An 18,812-nucleotide genomic window follows, 5' to 3' on the forward strand; every position below is an offset into this window, starting at 1 on the left:
TAGGTCATCGTCAAGATTAAATTCCGAAACCCCAATTGCGAAAGCAGTTGGGGTTTTGTTTTGCCCGCAGGAAAGTTCTTACAGCATTCTCAGCCGCCTTGCGGCTGTCCTCGTCGGCTCACTAGCCGTCGCGATCGTAACCATTGGGGAAATCCCTCTGAAATGACCGCCCGGTTTTTGGTATGGTGCAGCTCGTTTTTTAACGGACTGATGTCACGCCCAAGGATCGGCGCTCATTTTTTGTCAAAGAGTGGCTGCAGAAATGCCCGAACCCATCCCTATCAAGGATCACGAAAAAGAGACGCGACTGGTCAACAAACGCCTGATCGCCTGTGCCTTGTTCGTCTTCGCTGTCAGTTGCGCTCTGGTTGTGCGCCTGTACATCCTGCAAGTCGTCGAGTTCGATTACCACTCGACCATCTCCGAAAACAATCGCGTCCATGTCCTGCCGATCCCGCCGACTCGCGGCCTGATCTACGATCGCAACGGCTTATTGCTGGCCGACAACCGTCCCAGTTATAACCTGACGATCACAAGAGAACGCGCGACCGACGTCAACCAGGAGCTGGATGAAGTCATCAACCTCCTGCACCTGCCCGCCGAAGACCGCACAGTCTTCGACAAGGCCATGAAGCAGTCGCGCCACCCGTTTACACCCGTAACGCTGTTCTATGAGCTGACCGAAGAACAGATCGCCGTGCTGGCAGTCAACGAGTTCCGCTTGCCGGGCCTGGATGTCGAGCCACAATTCGTTCGTAACTACCCGCTGGGCGCGCACTTTGCGCACTCGATCGGCTACGTGGGCCGCATCAACGAAAAAGAATCCAAGACCCTCGATTCCGTCGAATACCGCGGCACCCAATCCATCGGCAAGACCGGTATCGAACGCTTCTACGAGCCACAGCTGCACGGCCACGTCGGCTACGAGGAAGTAGAAACCAATGCTCAGGGCCGCGTACTGCGCGTGCTGAAACACACCGATCCGATACCCGGCCAAAACATCGTCCTCAGCCTCGATATCAAGCTCCAGGAAGCCGCCGAAGCCGCACTGGGCGACCGGCGCGGCTCGGTCGTTGCGCTGGACCCCTCGACCGGCGAAGTGCTGGCCATGGTCAGCAACCCAAGTTTCGACCCCAACCTGTTCGTGACCGGTATCAGTTCCAAGGAATACTCCGCGCTACGCGACTCCATCGACCGCCCGCTGTTCAACCGCGTGCTGCGCGGCCTCTACGCACCCGGTTCGACGATCAAGCCGGAAGTGGCCATCGCTGGTCTCGACGCCGGTGTCGTCACGCCACAAACCCGAGTCTTCGATCCGGGCTATTACCAACTGCCGGACTTCGACCACAAGTACCGCAACTGGAACCACAGCGGCGACGGCTGGGTGGACATGGACGCAGCGATCATGCGTTCCAACGACACCTACTTCTACGACCTGGCGCACAAGCTCGGCATCGATCGCCTGCACGATTACATGGCGATGTTCGGCCTCGGCGAGAAAGTCTCGCTGGACATGTTCGAGGAGTCGCCCGGCCTGATGCCGTCTCAGGCCTGGAAGCGCGCTACGCGCCGGCAAGCCTGGTTCCCCGGCGAAACCGTGATTCTTGGTATCGGTCAGGGCTACATGCAGGTCACGCCGCTGCAATTGGCTCAAGCCACCGCACTGATTGCCAACAAGGGCATCTGGAACCGTCCGCACCTGGCCAAGACCGTCGACGGTGTGGCGCCGGTGGACGAACACCCGATGCCGAACATCCTGCTCAAGGATCCGCGTGACTGGGAGCAGGTCAACCACGGCATGCAAATGGTGATGCACGACGCCCGAGGCATTGCCCGTGCGGCGGCGGCCGGTGCGCAGTACCGCATCGCCGGCAAGAGTGGTACGGCGCAGGTGGTGGCGATCAAACAGGGCGAGCGCTACAACCGCGAGAAAACCCTAGAGCGCCATCGTGACAACGCCTTGTTCGTCGGCTTTGCCCCGGCCGAGCATCCGAAGATCGCAATCTCGGTAATGATCGAAAACGGCGAGGCCGGTGGCCGCGTCGCAGGTCCGGTGGTGCGGCAGATCATGGACGCCTGGCTACTCGACCAGGACGGTCACCTCAAGCCGCAATACGCGGCGCCGACCAAAGCGCCGGGCTATCCCCACGTGTAACCCGGTCACAGCTTCACAGCACAGGCTCACGCAAGCTGAGCATGTGCTGGAAGCTGTCGAGGAACACCGTTTCCGCCTGAGTCATCTTCTGCTCGCGATTCCACAGCAACTGGATATCGAAATCCACCACCCCATCCTCCGGCGGTAAGCGCCACAGCAAGCCCTGTTCGACATCCCGTCGTACCAGGTGAGTCGGCAGACAGCCAATCCCGAACCCTGCACAGATCAGACGATAAATCTCTTCGAAACTGGTGGAAGAGGCGATGATCTTGCCGGTAAACCCTTGCTGGTCACGAAACAGCGTCAACGGCGAAAGATTGCCGCCAAGCTGATCGCTAGTGAAGCTGACAAAATTTTCTGCCGCCAGCTGTTCCAGCGTCAGATTCTGCTGTCCGAACAGGCGATGCCGCTGCCCGCAAAAGTACGCATAACGCTCACGAAACAATACCCTTTGCTCCAGTCTCGGCTGCGGAAGACGACACAATCCCACTCCCACCGTAGCCGTCTTTTGCAGCAATGAACTGATGATGTTCGAGCTGCCCATCACCTCGACTTCCAGCTCGATTTTAGGGTGAGTTTCGTGAAAGTCCGCAAGAAACTCGTCGTAATGCCGCGCCTGCACGCCACTCACAGTGAGTATGCGGATCTTGCCCACCACGTCGTCATGGCGGTTCTCGACCACGGTGCCCAGACGGGAAATATCGCCGTAGATATCCGCCGCAATCCGCAGGACTTCTTCCCCGGTTTCTGTCAGATCAAAGCGCCGTCCGCTGCGCGCAATCAACACACAATCCAGTTGTTCCTCGAGACGTTTCAACGCCTGGCTGACCGCCGACTGCGTGATGTGCAATCGCGCAGCAGCGCGACTCATGCTGCCTTCCTGACCGATCACCAGATACGTGCGCAGCAGGTTCCAGTCCAGCCGGTCATTTAGAAAACGCCGGCCGAACCAGGGATTAGCGGAAGAGGTCATGTAGTAGTCACGCTAATAGTAAAGATAAGTTTTTGAAAATTGACTAATCCTGTCACGGAAGCGATAAAGCCCACAAGCGCCACAGAGCGCGACCGTCAGCCGCCTCGACACCTGCCCAAAACTATAAATACACAGGGTTCTTGCATGCACACCACCGCTCAGCCGCGTCGCGCCGCGGCCGCTGCCTTCATTGGCACGACCATCGAGTTCTACGATTTCTACATCTACGCCACCGCCGCCGCACTGGTGCTCGGGCAAGTGTTCTTTCCCAGCAGCGACCCGGTGACCAGCACGCTCGCTGCGTTCGGTAGTTTCGCCGTCGGCTTCATCGCCCGCCCGATGGCCGGGATGGTGTTCGGTCATTTGGGCGATCGTCTCGGCCGTAAGAAAATGCTGCTGGTGACCATGGCGCTGATGGGTCTGGCCACCGCAGGTATCGGTCTGTTGCCGAGCTACGCCAGCGTCGGCATCTGGGCGCCGATCGGGCTGATCGTGTTGCGCCTGATCCAGGGCATCTCCGTTGGTGGCGAGTGGGGCGGGGCAGTGTTGATGGCCAGTGAGCACGCGCCGGCCAAACGCAGAACCTTCTACGCCTCGTTCGCCCAGCTCGGCAGCCCGGCGGGTTTGCTGTTGGCGTTGATCGCGTTCCGTCTGGTTACGTCGCTGTCGCCGGAAGACTTCCTCGCCTGGGGCTGGCGCCTGCCGTTTCTCGCCAGCGGAGTGCTGATGATGGTCGGCTTGATGATCCGCTCCGGTGTGCATGAATCGCCGGAGTTCGCCAAGGCCAGGGACAACAACGAAACCGCCAAATACCCGGTGAAAGACGTGATCCGTCAGTGCTGGCGGCAGATCCTGTTCGCTGCCGCCGCAGTCACCATTGGTTCGGCCGGCTTCTTCTTCACCAATACTTTCATGATTACCTACGTCACCCAATATCAGGGCATCCCGCGGGCGACCATTCTCGACTGCCTGTTCCTGGTGACCGTCATTCAATTGCTCTCGCAACCGCTATCGGCATTGCTCGCCGAACGCATTGGCGAAGGGCGATTCCTGATGCTGGTTGCGTTGCTGTGCATGGTCACGCCGTACCCGATGTTCCTGCTGGTCGGCACTCAAAACATTCTGTTGATGACCCTCGGCATCGCCGTCGCGGTGGTGATTCTCTCGGCCCTGTACGCGGTGATCGCGGGATACATGACCCAAGCCTTCCCGGTGCACCTGCGTTACTCGGGGATCTCCATCGCTTACCAGTTGAGCTGCGCGTTGGCCGGCGGTACCACGCCGCTGATCGGCACGCTGCTGGCCAGCAAGTTCTCCGGGCAGTGGCTGCCATTGGCGGTGTTCTTCACGCTGCTGTCGGCCCTGTCTCTGATCGGTGTGTGTGGCCTCGCGCGTCTGCGGGCCAACCCGGTCGTCCTTCATACCAACAAAGAGGTGTATTCGTGAGTAAGCCCGCCCACATTGACCCGATCGAATGGCAAGCCCGTTGCGAGCTCGCGGCGTTGTACCGCTTGATCGCGCACTTTCGCATGACCGACCTGATCGACACCCACATCACCCTGCGAATTCCGGGGCCGGAGCATCATTTCCTGATCAACCGCTACGGGGTGATTTTCGACCGCATGCGTGCTTCCGATCTGGTGCGCATCGATCAGGACGGACGCATCGTCGATCCTGAATATGCTGGGCATCGGGTCAACACCGCCGGCTTTGTGATCCACTCGGCGATCCACATGGCGCGGCCGGATCTGAACTGCGTGATCCACACCCACACCGCCGCCGGCATGGCTGTCGCCGCGCAGAAACAAGGCCTGCTGCCGATCAGTCAGCACGCGCTGAAGTTCTACGGAAAACTTGCTTACCACACCTACGAAGGCATCGCCTTGTCACTGGATGAGCGCGAGCGCTTGATCGCTGACCTCGGCCCGCACCGGGCGATGATCCTGCGCAATCACGGCCTGCTGGTCGGCGGTTCCGGCGTGGCCCAGGCATTCCAGGAAATCCACTTTCTGGAGCGTGCCTGCCAGGCCCAAGTGCAGGCGTTGGCCGGTGGCTGCGAGCTGCATTTCCCCTCGCCGGAAGTCTGCGCCCACACCGCCGAACAGTTCGACCGCGATGAGCAGGACAACATCATCGACCTGGCCTGGGAGGCCGCACTGACCCTGATCGAATCCCAGCGCGAGTCCTATCTGTCATGAACACCGTTGCACTGATGTCCCGCGACACGCTGTTGCTCAAACAATTGCAGGAAGCCTTTGCCCGCCGTGCACCTCAGCTTTCGGCGGTGCTGGCCGACGATCCCCGGGCGGCGAATGCGCAGATCGCGGCGTGCTGGTTTCCGCTGCCGGACAGCCTCGCCGCGTTGCCCAATCTACAAGTGATTCACTCGGTCGCTGCCGGTATCGATCATCTTGAACACGATCCTTCATGCCCGGATCTGCCGGTGTGCCGGGTGGTCGATCCCGGCCATCGCCAAGGCATGACCGAGTATGTGCGCTGGGCGGTGATTCACTTTCATCGCGGCTTCGATCAAGTGTTGGAGCAACAGCGCCAACAGCATTGGGAGCGACCGCTGCAACGCCCGGCCCATGAGTTTCGGATCGGTGTGATGGGGCTCGGTTCGCTCGGCAGCGCGATTGCCCAAGACCTGGCCAGTTCCGGTTATGACGTACGTGGCTGGGCGCGCAGCAAAAAGGATTTACCGGGCGTGCAGACTTTCGCCGGCATCGATGCTTTCAACCCGTTCCTCGACGGCGTGGAGTTGCTGATCAACCTGTTGCCACTCACCCACGAGACTCGCGGCATCCTCAATCGCCAGACGTTCGAGCACTTGGCCAACGGTGCGGCACTGGTCAACGTCGGGCGCGGCGGTCATCTGAACATCGAGGATCTGCAACAGTCACTGGCCCGTGGAAAACTGCGTGGTGCATTGCTCGATGTCTTCGAACAGGAGCCGCTGCCCGCCGACCATCCGTTGTGGAATACGCCGGGCGTGACCATCACCCCGCACATGGCCTCGGCGGCCTCGCACGACTGCATCGCCGAACAGATCGCCGAGAACTTCCGCCGTCTGAATGCCGGTGAGCCTTTGCTCAACAGCGCGGATCGACTGCTCGGTTACTGATCCGCCAGACAGGCCTGCAAACGTTCGATGAACAGCGTTTCGGCGCGGCTCATGCGCTGGTCGCGGTTCCACAGCAGATGAATGTCGACATCGGCAATCCCCTCGTGGGGCGGCAGGCGCCAGAGCAATCCGGCCTCGACGTCCGCCGCCACCACGTGCTCCGGCAAGCAACCGATTCCGAACCCGGCGATTACCAGTCGCCGCACTTCTTCCAGGCTTGGCGATGACGCAACGATGCGTCCGCTGAAGCCTTGCTGATCGCGAAAAATCGTCAGTGGCGAAAGCATGCCGCCAATCTGGTCGCTGGTGAAACTGACGAAATTCTCCCGCTGCAAATCGCCTTCGCCGATGTCTTGTCGGCCAAACAGCGCGTGGTGCTTGCCGCAGAAAAATGCATAGCGCTGCCGCAGGAACAGGCGCTGTTCCAGACGCGGTTGCGGGCGGCGATTGAGGCTCAGGCCGAGGGTCGCGGTTTTCTCCTGAAGGGCGCTGACGATGTCCGAACTGCGCATCACATCCACCTCCAGATCTACCCGTGGATACTGCCGATGAAAGTCGGCGAGGAAGTCATCGAAACGCTCGGAAAAGATCCGGCTGATGATCAGCAGCCGCACCTTGCCGATCACTTCGTCGGCCGGTTGCTCCAGCAGGCTGCTGACCTGGGACATCTGCCCGTAGATCTCGCCGGCCAGTTCGAAGATCTGCTCGCCGACTTCGGTGAGGGCAAATCGTGGGCCGCGTCGGGCGATCAACTGGCGACCCAATTGTTCCTCCAGACGCTTGAGCGCCTGGCTCACCGCCGGTTGGGTCAGGTGCAGACGCGCAGCGGCGCGGCTGATGCTCAGCTCCTGGCCGATCACCCGGAAGGTGCGTAGCAGGTTCCAGTCGAGGCGGTCGTTGAGCAGGCGTTGCACATCACGTTCGGCCATGGCGGCTCTCGATTATAAGGTGAGGTAATACTCGGAATAATAAATAGAAAATTGACTAATCATAGCCTCGGGACGATAAATCACCCCACGACAGGCGCCGCCAGAGCGCCTCGGATTTACGTTTTCCTCCTGCCAAAAAAACAATCAAAGGAGCCCGACCCCATGAAGCCCCACGCTTCGAACCAGCCGCGCCGTGCGGCGGCCGCAGCCTTCATCGGCACCATGATCGAGTGGTACGACTTTTACATTTACGCCACCGCCGCCGCGCTGGTGTTCGGCGCGCTGTTCTTTCCCTCCGACGATCCACTGTTCAGCACCATGGCCGCATTCGGCACCTTCGCCGTGGGCTTCTTTGCCCGGCCGTTGGGCGGGATCATTTTTGGCCATATCGGCGACCGTATCGGCCGCAAAAAATCCTTGATCATCACGCTGCTGATGATGGGCGTGGTCACGGTGTGCATCGGTCTGTTGCCGACCTACGCGCAGATCGGCGCAACCGCGCCGGTGCTGCTGATTCTGCTGCGCATCGTCCAGGGCATCGCTGTCGGTGGCGAGTGGGGCGGGGCGGTGTTGATGGCCGGCGAGCATGCGCCCAAGGGCCGGCGCAATTTCTTCGCTTCGTTCGCGCAACTGGGCAGCCCGGCGGGTTTGATCCTGTCGCTGCTGGCGTTCAGCGCGGTGACCCGTTTGCCGGAAGAAGACCTGATGAGTTGGGGCTGGCGTCTGCCGTTCCTCGCCAGTGCGCTGTTGCTGCTGGTGGGCCTGGCGATCCGACTGGGCGTGAACGAGTCGCCGGAATTCCTCGCCAGCCGTGAGCAGGCCACTAAACAGATCAAGAAAGAACAGGCACCGGTGATGGAAGTCCTGCGCACCGCATGGCGGCCGCTGTTGTTGTGCATCGGTGCCAACACGCTGGGCATCGCCGGGGTGTATTTCACCAACACCTTCATGATCGCCTACACCACTCAGCAACTGGCGTTGCCGCGTTCACTGATTCTCGAATGCCTGTTCTTCGTTGCGATCATCCAGTTCTGCATTCAACCGCTGGCCGCGTGGACGGCGGAGAAGATCGGCGCGACGCGATTCCTGTGCCTGGTGTCGCTGCTGGCGATGGCCTCGCCGTATCCGATGTTTGTACTGGTCAGTTCGGCCCAGGCGCCGCTGATCATCCTCGGCATTGCGCTGGCGGTGGTGTGCATGGCCTCGTTCTATGCGGTGATCGCCGGTTACGTCAGCGGCATGTTCGAGACCCGCGTGCGCTACACCGCGATCTCGCTGGCCTATCAGATCTGCGGCGCGGTGGCCGGTGGGCTGACGCCGCTGATCGGCACGATGCTGGCGCACAAGTTCACCGGGCAGTGGTGGCCGATGGCGGTGTTCTACAGCCTGATCGCCGGCATTTCGCTGGTCTGCGTGCTGTCCCTTGCCCGTCGTCACGCCAGCGCCCATCGCGCGGAAATGGCCCGTGCCTAACCCGGAATTTCAGGAGAACCTCATGTTGAAGATCAATGGCGAACGCCTGTGGGCGAGCCTGATGGCCATGGCCGAAATCGGTGCGACCGCCAGAGGCGGCAGCTGCCGTCTGGCGCTGAGCGACGAAGACAAGGCCGGTCGCGAACTGTTCGCCCACTGGTGCCGTGAAGCCGGCATGACCCTGAGTGTGGACGCCATCGGCAACCTGTTCGCCCGCCGCGCCGGCACCGATCCGGACGCCGCACCGGTGATGATGGGCAGCCACCTCGACACCCAGCCCGAAGGCGGACGTTTCGATGGCGTCTACGGCGTACTCGCCGGGCTGGAAGTGGTGCGTTGCCTCAACGACCTGAACATCCAGACCCGCAAACCGCTGGAAGTGGCGGTGTGGACCAACGAAGAAGGTGCACGCTTCACCCCGGCCATGTTCGGCTCGGCAGTGTTCACCGGGATCATGGATCTGAACGCCGCGCTGGTGGTGCGTGATGTCGATGGCATCAGCGTCGCAGAAGCTTTGCAGCGGACCGGTTACGCCGGTGAGCGTCCGTTGGGCGGCGCGGTGGACGCGTATTTTGAAGCGCACATCGAGCAAGGCCCGATCCTCGAAGACAACGCCAAAAGCATCGGCGTGGTCACGGGCGGTCAGGCGATCCGCTGGCTCGATGTGCGTGTCGAAGGCATGGCCGCTCACGCCGGCACCACGCCGATGCCGCTGCGCAAAGACGCGCTGTACGGTGTGGCGCGGATGATTCAGGCGATTGAAGGTCTGGCCACGGATTTTGCGCCGGAAGGCCTCACCACGGTCGGCGAGTTGAGCATCAACAAGTCGTCGCGCAACACCATTCCGGGGTTGGTGAATTTCACCGTCGATCTGCGTCATCACCGCGACGAAGCGATTGCTGCCATGGAGCAACAGGTCCGCGCCCGCTTGCAGGCCATCGCCGATGGCCGAGGCCTGAACCTGACGATCACTCCGCACTGGATCAGCCCGGCCACGCCGTTCGACGCCGAATGCGTGGCGGCGGTGCAAGAGGCGGTGGATGCGCTGGGCTACGCTCAGCAGTCGATTGTCAGCGGCGCCGGGCATGACGCGATACATCTCGCGCGCTACTGCCCGACGGCAATGGTGTTCATCCCGTGCGTCGGAGGCCTGAGCCACAACGAAGCCGAAGATGTGTTGCCCGCAGACGTGAAGCAGGGCACCGACGTATTGCTCAACGCCGTGCTGGCCCGCGCCGGTCGAATCGAACAGGGAATCTGAATCATGCGCAGTTTTTTCCATGCCGAACAATTGCTCCACCATCCACGTAGCTATTACTCGCGTGGCCAGATGCGTACTCCGCAGGAAGTGCCCGAGCGTGCGCAACGACTGGTGCAGGCCGCCCACGGTTTGGGCTTCAGCGTCGAGCAGCCCGTCGATGCCGGTCTCGCGCCGTTGCTGGCGGTGCATGGCGCGCCGTATCTGACCTTTCTCCAGGAAGCGCACGCACGCTGGAAAGAAATCCCCGAAGACTGGGGCGATGAGGTGATGTCGAACATCTTCGTCCGCGAGCCGAATGCCTTGCGTGGCATCCTCGCCCAGGCTGCGCGTTACCTCGCAGACGGCAGTTGCCCGGTCGGCGAGCAGACCTGGCGCTCGGCTTACTGGTCGGCGCAAAGCGCGGTGGCCGGGGCTCAGGCGCTGATCGACGGTGAGCCGGCGGCCTACGCCTTGTGCCGTCCGCCGGGGCATCACGCACGGGCCGAGGCAGCGGGCGGTTTCTGCTATGTGAACAACGCGGCGGTGGCGGCGCAGGTATTGCGCGACACGTTTGAAAAAGTCGCGGTGCTCGACACCGACATGCACCACGGCCAGGGCATCCAGGAAATCTTCTACGATCGCGATGACGTGCTCTACGTCTCGGTGCATGGCGATCCGACCAACTTCTATCCGGGCGTCGCCGGGTTCGCCGACGAGCGTGGCAGCGGTGCGGGGGAGGGCTTCAACCTCAACCTGCCGATGGCCCATGGTTCCAGCGAAGCGGACTTCCTCGGGCAACTGGAAGTTGCGTTGGCGGCGGTGCGCGAGTTCGGTGCCGAGGTGCTGGTGCTGTCGCTGGGCTTCGATATCTATGAGCTGGACCCGCAAAGCAAAGTCGCCGTGACTCGTGAAGGTTTTGCAGCATTGGGCGAGCGAATCCGCAGCCTGGGCCTGCCATGCCTGATCGTGCAGGAAGGCGGCTATCACCTGGAAAGTCTCGAAGACAACGCCCGGGCATTTTTCGTGAGTGGCGAGGTGTGGCAGCGCTGAGGCAATCCACCTGCCGGAACACAAGCGCCCTACGGTGCTTGCCATCGCCCTGACGTTAACGTAAACATTGGCGTCAGGGCGCTGAAGTAAAGAAGCGCAAAGCGGACCGCTCCGGAGCGCTTGATGACTCTAATAAAAACAACCGATCCCAAGTCTCACCACGAAGCCCGGCTGGCCCGGGAAAAACTCCATCTCGAAGGGCAGGTCCCGGATGGCGTGTTGCGTGCGGAGATCGATGCTTCGTGGCGGCGCAGCCTGAGCCACGGTGTGCATTTCAATGGCAAGCATGAGCTGGCACTGGAGTCGAGCGCCAGTCTCGATGTGTTGCTGGCGAGCAATCGCCTGCTGATCGATGCGGCGATACCGGCCGTCGATTACCTGGCCGAACGTCAGGGCAAGGAAGGCCTGATCATCCTCGCCAATTCCGACGCCACCATTCTTGCGGTCGAGGGACGTGCCGACCGGCTCAAGGGCAGCGGTTTGCAGGACATCACCCTCGGCGCCTGCTGGAGCGAAGCCGCACGCGGTACCAACGCCCTCGGCACGGCGCTGGTCGAAGCCCGGCCCACCCTGATCGATTGCGGCGAACATTACCTCGACCGCCTCACCGATTTTTCCTGCACCTCGGTGCCGATCCATTGCCCTCAGGGCGAAATTCTTGGCGTCCTTGACCTGACCCGGGAAGGCCCCCTCGGTCGCGTTCACGACAGCACCGCGCTGCTGAGCATGGCGGTCAGCCAGATCGAGAGTCGGGTGTTCAACAACAGTTTTCCCGATCAGATCGTCCTCGCCTTCCACAGTCGCCGGCAGTATCTGGAGTCGCCGTGGCAAGGGCTGCTGGCGGTGAGTCTCGGCGGGCAGATTCTGGCGGTCAGCGCCCAGGCCTGCCAGTTGTTGCGGGCCGAACGTTCGGCGCTGGTCGGGCGGCGTTGCGAAGAGTTCCTTGGCGTCGATGGCGTGCAATTGTTGACCCGTCTGCAACAGGGCGGCGTCGGCAGCGTGCAAACCGCCAAGGGCGAATTTTTCTACAAGACCCTGCGAGCCCCGGCGCGCTCGGTGAACCTCGGTGGCCCACAACGCAGCGTCGCGAAAGCCGCCAAGGCGCAACCGGATCTGGAAGCCCTGGCCGGCAACAACACCCGTTACGCCCGCGCCTTGCGCATGGCCCGCCAAGGTCTCGCCAATGAATTGCCGGTATTGCTGCTTGGCGAAACCGGCACCGGTAAAGAAGTGATCGCCCGCGCCCTGCACCTGGCCGGTAGCCGCAGCGACAAACCCTTTGTGGCCGTGAACTGCGCGGCGATTCCAGAAGGCCTGATCGAGTCGGAACTGTTCGGCTACCGCGAAGGCGCGTTCACCGGATCGCGCCGTGGCGGCATGATCGGGCGCCTGCAACAGGCCCACGGCGGCACACTGTTCCTCGATGAAATCGGCGACATGCCGCTGGCCTTGCAGGCGCGTTTGCTGCGCGTTTTGCAGGATCGAAAAGTCGCGCCGCTGGGTGCCGGGGAAGAACAGGACATTGACGTCGCACTGATCTGCGCCACCCACCGCGACCTCAAACGTCAGGTCGAAGACAAGCAATTTCGCGAGGATCTGTTCTATCGGGTCAACGGTATCAGCGTGATGCTCCCGGCCCTGCGCGAGCGCGATGACTTCAGCGCGCTGGTCACTCGGCTGCTGGGCAAGCTCGACGCGCCGAACGCTGTGCTGCACGACGACCTCAATCGTCTGCTCGGCGCGTATCACTGGCCGGGCAACATCCGCCAACTGGAAATGGTCTTGCGCACCGCTTTGGCCATGTGCGAACCCGGTGAAACCGTGCTGACCCTCGATCATCTGCCCGACAGCATGCTCGACGAACTGTCCGCCACCGAGAAACCCCAGACCGGCAGCATTCGCGAAAACGAACTGGAGATGATCCGCCAGTCCCTCGACACCCATCAGGGCAATGTCTCGGCTGCGGCCGACGCCCTCGGCATCAGCCGCGCGACCCTGTACCGCAAACTCAAACAGTTGCGCTCGTGATGCAGCGCCTGTTCGTGCGGCTGATCGACAGCCAGAACCCTGCGGCGCTGCAAGCGGCATTACGCTGGCTATACGGGTTTGTACGGCCGCAGCGGTTGGCGATTGCCGGCCTGCTCGGCCTATCGGTGTGCGCGTCACTGCTGGTGCTGGTGCAGCCGTGGCTGGTCAAACTGTTGATCGACGATGGCTTGCTGGCGCGCAATTTCCCGATGCTGGTAATGATCGCGGTGTTGATGATCATCGCGGGACTGCTCGGCACGGCGTTGTCGGGGATCAACCGTTATCTGCACACGCGGCTGTCAGGGCGGATTCTGTTTGCCCTGCGTGATGACCTTTACCGGCATTTGCAGAAACTGTCGCCGAGCTTCTACGGGCAGCGGCGGATCGGGGATCTGATGTCGCGGCTCGACGGCGATGTGGCGGAAATTCAGCGCTTCGCCGTGGACTCGTTGTTCTCGGCGGTGTCGAGTGTGATTGGCCTGGTGGTCGCGATTGCGATGCTGTTCACGCTGTCGTGGAAACTGTCATTGCTGGCGCTGGTGCTGATCCCGCTCGACGTGCTGTGGCTGCGCTGGATGCGGCGCAAGGTCGAGCGCGATGTGCGTCAGTTGCGCGAGCGTTCGGCGGACATGTCGTCGTTCATGGTCGAGACCTTGCCGGTGATGAAATTCATCCAGTCCGCCGGCCAGCAGCAGCGTGAAGCGCGGCGTCTCGAAAGTCTCGGGCAGGGCTACATGAACCAGTTGCTGCGCCTGCAAGTCACCGAATTTTTCACCCAGGCTGTGCCCGGCACGCTGACCTCGTTGTCCCGCGCCTGCGCGTTTTTGATCGGCGGTTATTGGGTGGTGCACGGCACCTGGCAACTCGGCGCGCTGATCGCGTTTTCCACCTATCTGGGGATGGCGGTCGGGCCGGTGCAGAGCCTGTTGGGGTTGTACGTGGCGATCCAGCGCATGACCGTCAGCCTGGGGCGAGTCATGGAGTTGCGCGGCGAAGAGCCCACGGTGTTTTCACCGGTCACGCCGAAACTGTTTCCGACCTCGGGCGAGCTGCGATTCGACGCTGTGCACTTCAGCCACCCGGGCCGAGCGAGTACGTTGAGCGGGATCGAGGCGACGATTCCCTACGGTTTGAAAGTCGCCTTGAGCGGCGGCTCCGGCGTCGGCAAATCGACGCTGATCGACCTGCTGCAACGGCATCACGATCCGCAGTCCGGGCGGGTGTTGCTCGGCGAAGTGGATCTGCGTGAGCTGGAGCTGTTCGAACTGCGCCGACGCATCGCCGTGGTCAGTCAGGACATCGTGCTGTTTCGCGGCAGCCTCGCCGACAACCTGGCTTACGCGGAACCGGACGCCAGCCGCGAAGCCATCGCCGAAGTCGCACGGCTGGCGCAACTCGACAGCCTGATCGCGTCGTTGCCCGAAGGCCTCGACAGCCCATTGGGCGAGCGCGGTCAGCAGTTGTCCGGCGGGCAGAAACAGCGGATCGCGATTGCCCGGGCGCTGTTGCAGGATCCGCTGATTCTGGTACTCGACGAAGCCACGTCGGCCGTCGATGAAGCCACAGAGCGCGAGGTGATCGAAGCCATCGACCGGTTGTTTGCCGGGCGCACGCGGATTTTGATCAGCCATCGTCCGTCGACCCTGGCCGATGCCGACCTGCGTTTCGAATTGCTCGACGGTGTGCTCATTTCGAAAACGGTGCTGCATGAAGCCTGAGATGCGGATTGGTGTGGTCGACAGCGGGCACTCGGCGGCGCAACGGGTGCAGGTGATTGCTGGGCGGAGTTTCTCGTTGCTGGAGGACGGTCTGGCCGAATCGGATTTGCGCGAGGATCCCCTCGGGCATGGCAGCGCGGTGATCGAGGCGATCAGTCGTCGGGCACCGGCCGCGCAAATCTGCGTGGCTCAGGTGTTCGATCAGCGCGGCGTCACCAGTGCCTTGCAGATATCTGCAGCCATTGACTGGCTGGTGGCGCAGGACGTGCGGCTGATCAATCTGAGCCTCGGCCTGCGCCAGGATCGCAGCCTGTTGCGCGAAGCGTGTGCAGCGGCGGTGGCCCGTGGTGTGTTGCTGTGTGCATCGAGCCCGGCGCAGGGCGCAGCGGTGTTTCCGGCGAGTTATCCGCAGGTGTTGCGGGTGACCGGCGATGCCCGTTGTACCGATGAGCAATGGTCGTGGCTCAACAGTGCGCAGGCGGATTTTGCCGCGTGTGTTCGCGGCACTTATCCGGGGCAGTCCGGGGCCAGTCTGGGGTGTGCCGCGTTGAGCGGTCACATCGCCGGTTATCTGCTGGAGCATCCGCAAGCGAGCAACACTGAAGTTATCGACTGGCTGAAACAGCACGCTCGTTATCGCGGCCCTGAACGGCGTTTCGGCCCATGACTGCGATCCTGATTCTCGGTGCCGGGCCCGCTGGCGCGGCGGTCGCATTGGGGCTGCGACGACTGGGTTACCCCGTGACGCTGGTCAGCGAATGGCGGCGGTTTGCGGCGCTCGAAGGCGTCTCGCAACGGGTGCTGGAGGCGTTGCGCGGTGCCGGGTTGCATCATGCTTTGGCGAATGCCACGTTGCCGTCCCAAAGGCAGGTTTCGTGGAACGGTCAGCAGCATGCGCAGAACATCGAGTTTCTGCTGGATCGCCCAACCTTTGATCGCGGTTTGCGGGAAGATCTGCGGGTGGCCGGGGTCGAAGTGATTGAAGGGCGAATCCTGAATGTTCAGTCCTCGGCCGACGGCCATCAGGTAGAACTTGATGGCGGGCAGAGGCTGACGGCAGATTTTCTGGTGGAAGCCCGTGGGCGACAGGCACCGGCATCCGGCAAAGGTCTGCGCGGGCCGGAGACGGTCAGCCTGCTTAACCGCTGGCAAGGCGCGCTGGGTGTGACCGCCAGCGCCGTGGAAAGCCTTGAAGACGGGTGGGCGTGGATGGCCCGACGGGACGATGGCCAGTGTTATTGGCAGTGGACGGTGGACGTGGCCAGCGCCCAATTACCGGGCAAGGCACAGCTGCTCGATTACTGTCGTGCGCGGCGTCAGGCCTCGGATTTTGCTCAAACCTTCTTTGCCGGCGGGCAGGAATTGGAGTTGCAACTGCACGCTCGCAGCAGCACTGCGATCCTTGCGCCACAAGTCTGCGGCGATAACTGGATTCGCGTCGGTGATGCCGCGATGGCAGTGGATCCGCTGTCCGGCAACGGGATTTTTCAGTCGTTGTCCTCGGCGTTGCAGGCGCCGGTGGTGATCAACACGCTGTTGCGCAAACCCGAGCGGGCGTCGTTGGCGCAACGTTTTCACCGTCAGCGTGTGGAGCAGTTGTTCCTGCGCTTTGCGCGGATCGGCCGGGATTTTTATGCCGATGAACAGCGCTGGCTCGATCGGCTGTTCTGGCAGGCGCGGCGGCAGTGGCCGGACGCTGAAGTGGCGCACGCGGTGGCGGATTTTGCCGCGTTGCGGATCGAGCGGATGCCGGTGTTGCGTGACGGGTTTGTCGATGAGGCCAAGGTGGTGATTACGGCGGATCAGCCGCTGGGGATCTGGCATGTGCAAGGTGTCGAGCTGGCTCCGCTGGTGCAGCGGTTGCGCGATGAGCCGGCGGATCAGGTGTTGGCGGGATTGACGCTTGAGCAAGGGCGAGCCGTTCGCGGGTGGCTGTTGGCTCAGGGTTTCAAACCCTGAGCCGTAAGCGCAGTCATTACAACTTGATCAACACCGACTTCAATTCGGTGTAATGCTCGATCGCCGCATACCCCATCTCGCGCCCGACTCCGGACATCTTGTAGCCGCCAAATGGCAGCGCCGGGTCCAGCGCACTGTGACAGTTGACCCACACCGACCCTGACTTGATCCGCGGAATCATCCGGTGCACCGCCGCCAGGTCGTTCGACCAGATGCTCGCGCCCAATCCATAAGGGCTGTCATTGGCCATGCGCAGTGCATCGGTCTCGTCATCGAACGGAATCGCCACCAGCACCGGCCCGAAGATCTCTTCCTGAACCAGCGAATGCCGCTGATCGACATCGACAATCACCGTCGGCTTGACGAAGAACCCCGGCCCGAACTGCTCGCCACCGCAGGCGATGGTCGCGCCGCTTTCCCGGCCCATTTCGATGTAGTTGTAGACCCGCTCCTGCTGGCGCGCGGAAATCAGCGGGCCCATATCGATGCTCGGGTCGAGGCCGTTGCCGAGTTTCATCGCATTGGCGATGTCGCTGATGTCGGCCACCACATTGTCGAAATGCTTGCGCTGCACATACAGCCGCGAACCGGCGCAGCAGACCTGGCCCTGGTTGAAGAAAATCGCACTGGCAGCTCCCGCCGCAGCGGTTTTCAGGTCGGCGTCGGCCATGATGATGGTCGGTGATTTGCCGCCCAGTTCCAAGGTGACGCGGGTCATGGAGTCCATGGCGATCTTGCCGATTTGCTTGCCGACGGCAGTGGAGCCGGTGAAGGTCAGTTTGTCGACCAGCGGGTTGTGGGTCAGGGCGGAGCCGGCCGTGATGCCGGTGCCGGTGACTACGTTGAACACGCCTTCCGGGTAACCCGCCTCCAGCACCAGTTCCGCCAGTTTCAGCGCGGTCAGCGGGGTTTCGTCGGCCGGTTTGAGCACTACGGTGCAACCGGTGGCCAGCGCCGGGCCGAGTTTCCAGCAGGCCAGCAGCAACGGGAAGTTCCAGGCGACGATGGCGCCGACCACGCCCACCGCTTCACGACGGATGAAGCTGTGGAACTGATCGCCGGGCATCAGCGGCAACGAGACGTCGACGCTGGAACCTTCGATCTTGGTCGCCCAGCCGGCCATGTAGCGTAGGAAGTCGATGGCCAGTTGCACGTCCATCACCTGTGCCACCGCCGCGCTTTTGCCGTTGTTCAGGCATTCGAGTTGCGCCAGCAGTTCGGCGTCGCGCTGCATCAGGTCGGCGAGTTTCCACAGCAGGTTCTGCCGCTCACGCGGGCGGGTGCGGCTCCAGGCTGAATCATCGAAGGCTTGCCGGGCAGCGAGCACCGCGCGGTCGACATCTTCCGGCGTGGCGCGAGGCACCACACACAGCACTTCACCGGTGGCCGGGTTGTGCAGCGGCATGGTCTGGCCGTCGGCGGCTTCGACCCAGTCGCCGCCGATCAGCATGCGTGGCGGGCGCTGGATAAAGGCCGAGGTGGCAGGGAGTAGATAGGGCAGGGGCATGGCGAAACCTCTTGTTGTTCGATGGGATCGAGAGGGGCTTTCGCAATGGTTGTGCCAAATATTCGAAGGTGGCGTACAGCCCGGGTGCACGGGCGGAAGGAGGAAGAGTTTGAGTGGCGATGAGGGTGAATTTGTCTCAAAACGCGACACCCGTTGAGATGCAGGATACGCGTCCTACAAAGCCAACGCCGCTGTGACGGGGCTTGAGCAAAATCGGGCCGTTTCAGGTGTAGGAAAAGCCGCGCGTCTGACAGTTTTTACCGACTGGTGGAGGCATGAAGTACGAGCTAAGTTGCTTGGTGTATAGGGTTTTTCTGCCATGGATTTGGCGGGTCAGTGTTTTCACAGGGATGTCGATGAACAACTTAACCATTCGATGGCTAACCAATTTCATGATAGGCGTGGGGACTGGATTTCTGGTGACGGGGTTTGCGGCGCTGTTGATCGGCGATCTGACCGATGTGGATACGATTCGGGCAGGTGCCTTGATGGCTACAAGCAGTATTTTCTTGATCGCCACCTCTTTCGCAGTTGCCACGCTCGAGGATAAATCATGACGGCTTTAATTCTGTGCGTTTGGTCTTTGGCCTTTAGTTTGCTGATCACGTATGCGTGTTACCGGGAGCGTCGAATTCAAGCAGCCCGGCGCGATTCCG

General features: G+C 61.9%; 15 protein-coding genes. 12 read left to right on the top strand and 3 right to left on the bottom strand.

Annotation, left to right across the window (positions count from 1 at the left end; genetic code table 11):
- The first annotated feature begins 262 nt into the window (after positions 1 to 262).
- A complete protein-coding gene (gene mrdA / locus AC1Q9F_RS27790; protein WP_492621351.1) occupies positions 263 to 2,155 on the top strand; it encodes a penicillin-binding protein 2 in 1,893 nt (630 codons plus the stop codon).
- A gap of 13 nt (positions 2,156 to 2,168) precedes the next feature.
- On the opposite strand, the gene AC1Q9F_RS27795 is transcribed toward mrdA, so the two are convergent.
- Positions 2,169 to 3,128 carry a LysR family transcriptional regulator gene (locus tag AC1Q9F_RS27795; RefSeq protein ID WP_492621350.1) on the bottom strand — a complete coding sequence of 320 codons (960 nt, stop codon included), beginning with the start codon at positions 3,126 to 3,128 and terminating at the stop codon, positions 2,169 to 2,171.
- Between the two features lie 144 nt (positions 3,129 to 3,272).
- Between AC1Q9F_RS27795 and AC1Q9F_RS27800 the strand changes: the two genes are divergently transcribed.
- Genes AC1Q9F_RS27800 through AC1Q9F_RS27810 form a run of 3 tightly spaced genes read left to right on the top strand, consistent with a single transcriptional unit; the run spans position 3,273 to position 6,252 of the window.
- Complete coding sequence (locus tag AC1Q9F_RS27800) at positions 3,273 to 4,574, top strand: MFS transporter (RefSeq protein WP_492621349.1); 1,302 nt, start codon at positions 3,273 to 3,275, stop codon at positions 4,572 to 4,574.
- Complete coding sequence (locus tag AC1Q9F_RS27805; RefSeq protein WP_492621348.1) at positions 4,571 to 5,326, top strand: class II aldolase/adducin family protein; 756 nt, start codon at positions 4,571 to 4,573, stop codon at positions 5,324 to 5,326. Before AC1Q9F_RS27800 ends, AC1Q9F_RS27805 begins: the two co-directional genes overlap by 4 nt.
- On the top strand, positions 5,323 to 6,252 hold the full coding sequence (locus tag AC1Q9F_RS27810) for a 2-hydroxyacid dehydrogenase (protein ID WP_492621347.1): 930 nt from the start codon (positions 5,323 to 5,325) through the stop codon (positions 6,250 to 6,252). The genes AC1Q9F_RS27805 and AC1Q9F_RS27810 overlap by 4 nt, the downstream gene beginning before the upstream one ends.
- Here AC1Q9F_RS27810 and AC1Q9F_RS27815 read toward each other — a convergent pair.
- Positions 6,246 to 7,181 carry a LysR family transcriptional regulator gene (locus tag AC1Q9F_RS27815; protein ID WP_007953119.1) on the bottom strand — a complete coding sequence of 312 codons (936 nt, stop codon included), beginning with the start codon at positions 7,179 to 7,181 and terminating at the stop codon, positions 6,246 to 6,248. The genes AC1Q9F_RS27810 and AC1Q9F_RS27815 overlap by 7 nt on opposite strands.
- 162 nt (positions 7,182 to 7,343) lie before the next feature.
- On the opposite strand from AC1Q9F_RS27815, the gene AC1Q9F_RS27820 reads away from it, so the two are divergent.
- The 7 genes from AC1Q9F_RS27820 to qhpG all read left to right on the top strand — a co-directional run bounded on the left by AC1Q9F_RS27820 (position 7,344) and on the right by qhpG (position 16,649).
- The gene (locus tag AC1Q9F_RS27820; protein WP_007953111.1) at positions 7,344 to 8,654 is read left to right on the top strand and encodes an MFS transporter; all 1,311 of its coding nucleotides are present in this window, start codon (positions 7,344 to 7,346) and stop codon (positions 8,652 to 8,654) included.
- Positions 8,655 to 8,676: 22 nt separating this feature from the next.
- Positions 8,677 to 9,915, top strand: coding sequence for a Zn-dependent hydrolase (locus AC1Q9F_RS27825; RefSeq protein ID WP_492621346.1), 1,239 nt, complete (start codon positions 8,677 to 8,679; stop codon positions 9,913 to 9,915).
- 3 nt (positions 9,916 to 9,918) lie between these two features.
- Positions 9,919 to 10,944: a histone deacetylase family protein gene (locus AC1Q9F_RS27830; protein ID WP_492621345.1), complete on the top strand. Its 1,026-nt coding sequence runs from the start codon at positions 9,919 to 9,921 to the stop codon at positions 10,942 to 10,944.
- Between the two features lie 123 nt (positions 10,945 to 11,067).
- Positions 11,068 to 12,972, top strand: coding sequence for a sigma-54-dependent Fis family transcriptional regulator (locus tag AC1Q9F_RS27835; RefSeq protein ID WP_492621344.1), 1,905 nt, complete (start codon positions 11,068 to 11,070; stop codon positions 12,970 to 12,972).
- Entirely contained in the window at positions 12,972 to 14,690 is a 1,719-nt protein-coding gene (locus AC1Q9F_RS27840) for an ABC transporter ATP-binding protein (protein ID WP_492621343.1), read from the top strand. Before AC1Q9F_RS27835 ends, AC1Q9F_RS27840 begins: the two co-directional genes overlap by 1 nt.
- Positions 14,680 to 15,357, top strand: coding sequence for a subtilisin-like serine protease QhpE (qhpE, locus tag AC1Q9F_RS27845; RefSeq protein WP_492621342.1), 678 nt, complete (start codon positions 14,680 to 14,682; stop codon positions 15,355 to 15,357). Before AC1Q9F_RS27840 ends, qhpE begins: the two co-directional genes overlap by 11 nt.
- Entirely contained in the window at positions 15,354 to 16,649 is a 1,296-nt protein-coding gene (gene qhpG, locus AC1Q9F_RS27850) for a flavin-dependent monooxygenase QhpG (RefSeq protein WP_492621341.1), read from the top strand. Before qhpE ends, qhpG begins: the two co-directional genes overlap by 4 nt.
- Positions 16,650 to 16,665: 16 nt before the next feature.
- On the opposite strand, the gene AC1Q9F_RS27855 is transcribed toward qhpG, so the two are convergent.
- On the bottom strand, positions 16,666 to 18,156 hold the full coding sequence (locus AC1Q9F_RS27855) for an aldehyde dehydrogenase family protein (protein ID WP_492621340.1): 1,491 nt from the start codon (positions 18,154 to 18,156) through the stop codon (positions 16,666 to 16,668).
- Between the two features lie 356 nt (positions 18,157 to 18,512).
- Here AC1Q9F_RS27855 and AC1Q9F_RS27860 point away from each other — a divergent pair, with 356 nt between their 5' ends.
- Positions 18,513 to 18,713, top strand: coding sequence for a hypothetical protein (locus tag AC1Q9F_RS27860; protein ID WP_492621339.1), 201 nt, complete (start codon positions 18,513 to 18,515; stop codon positions 18,711 to 18,713).
- Positions 18,714 to 18,812: the final 99 nt, after the last annotated feature.

This window comes from Pseudomonas sp. GW823-FHT04A03 (assembly GCF_058796615.1).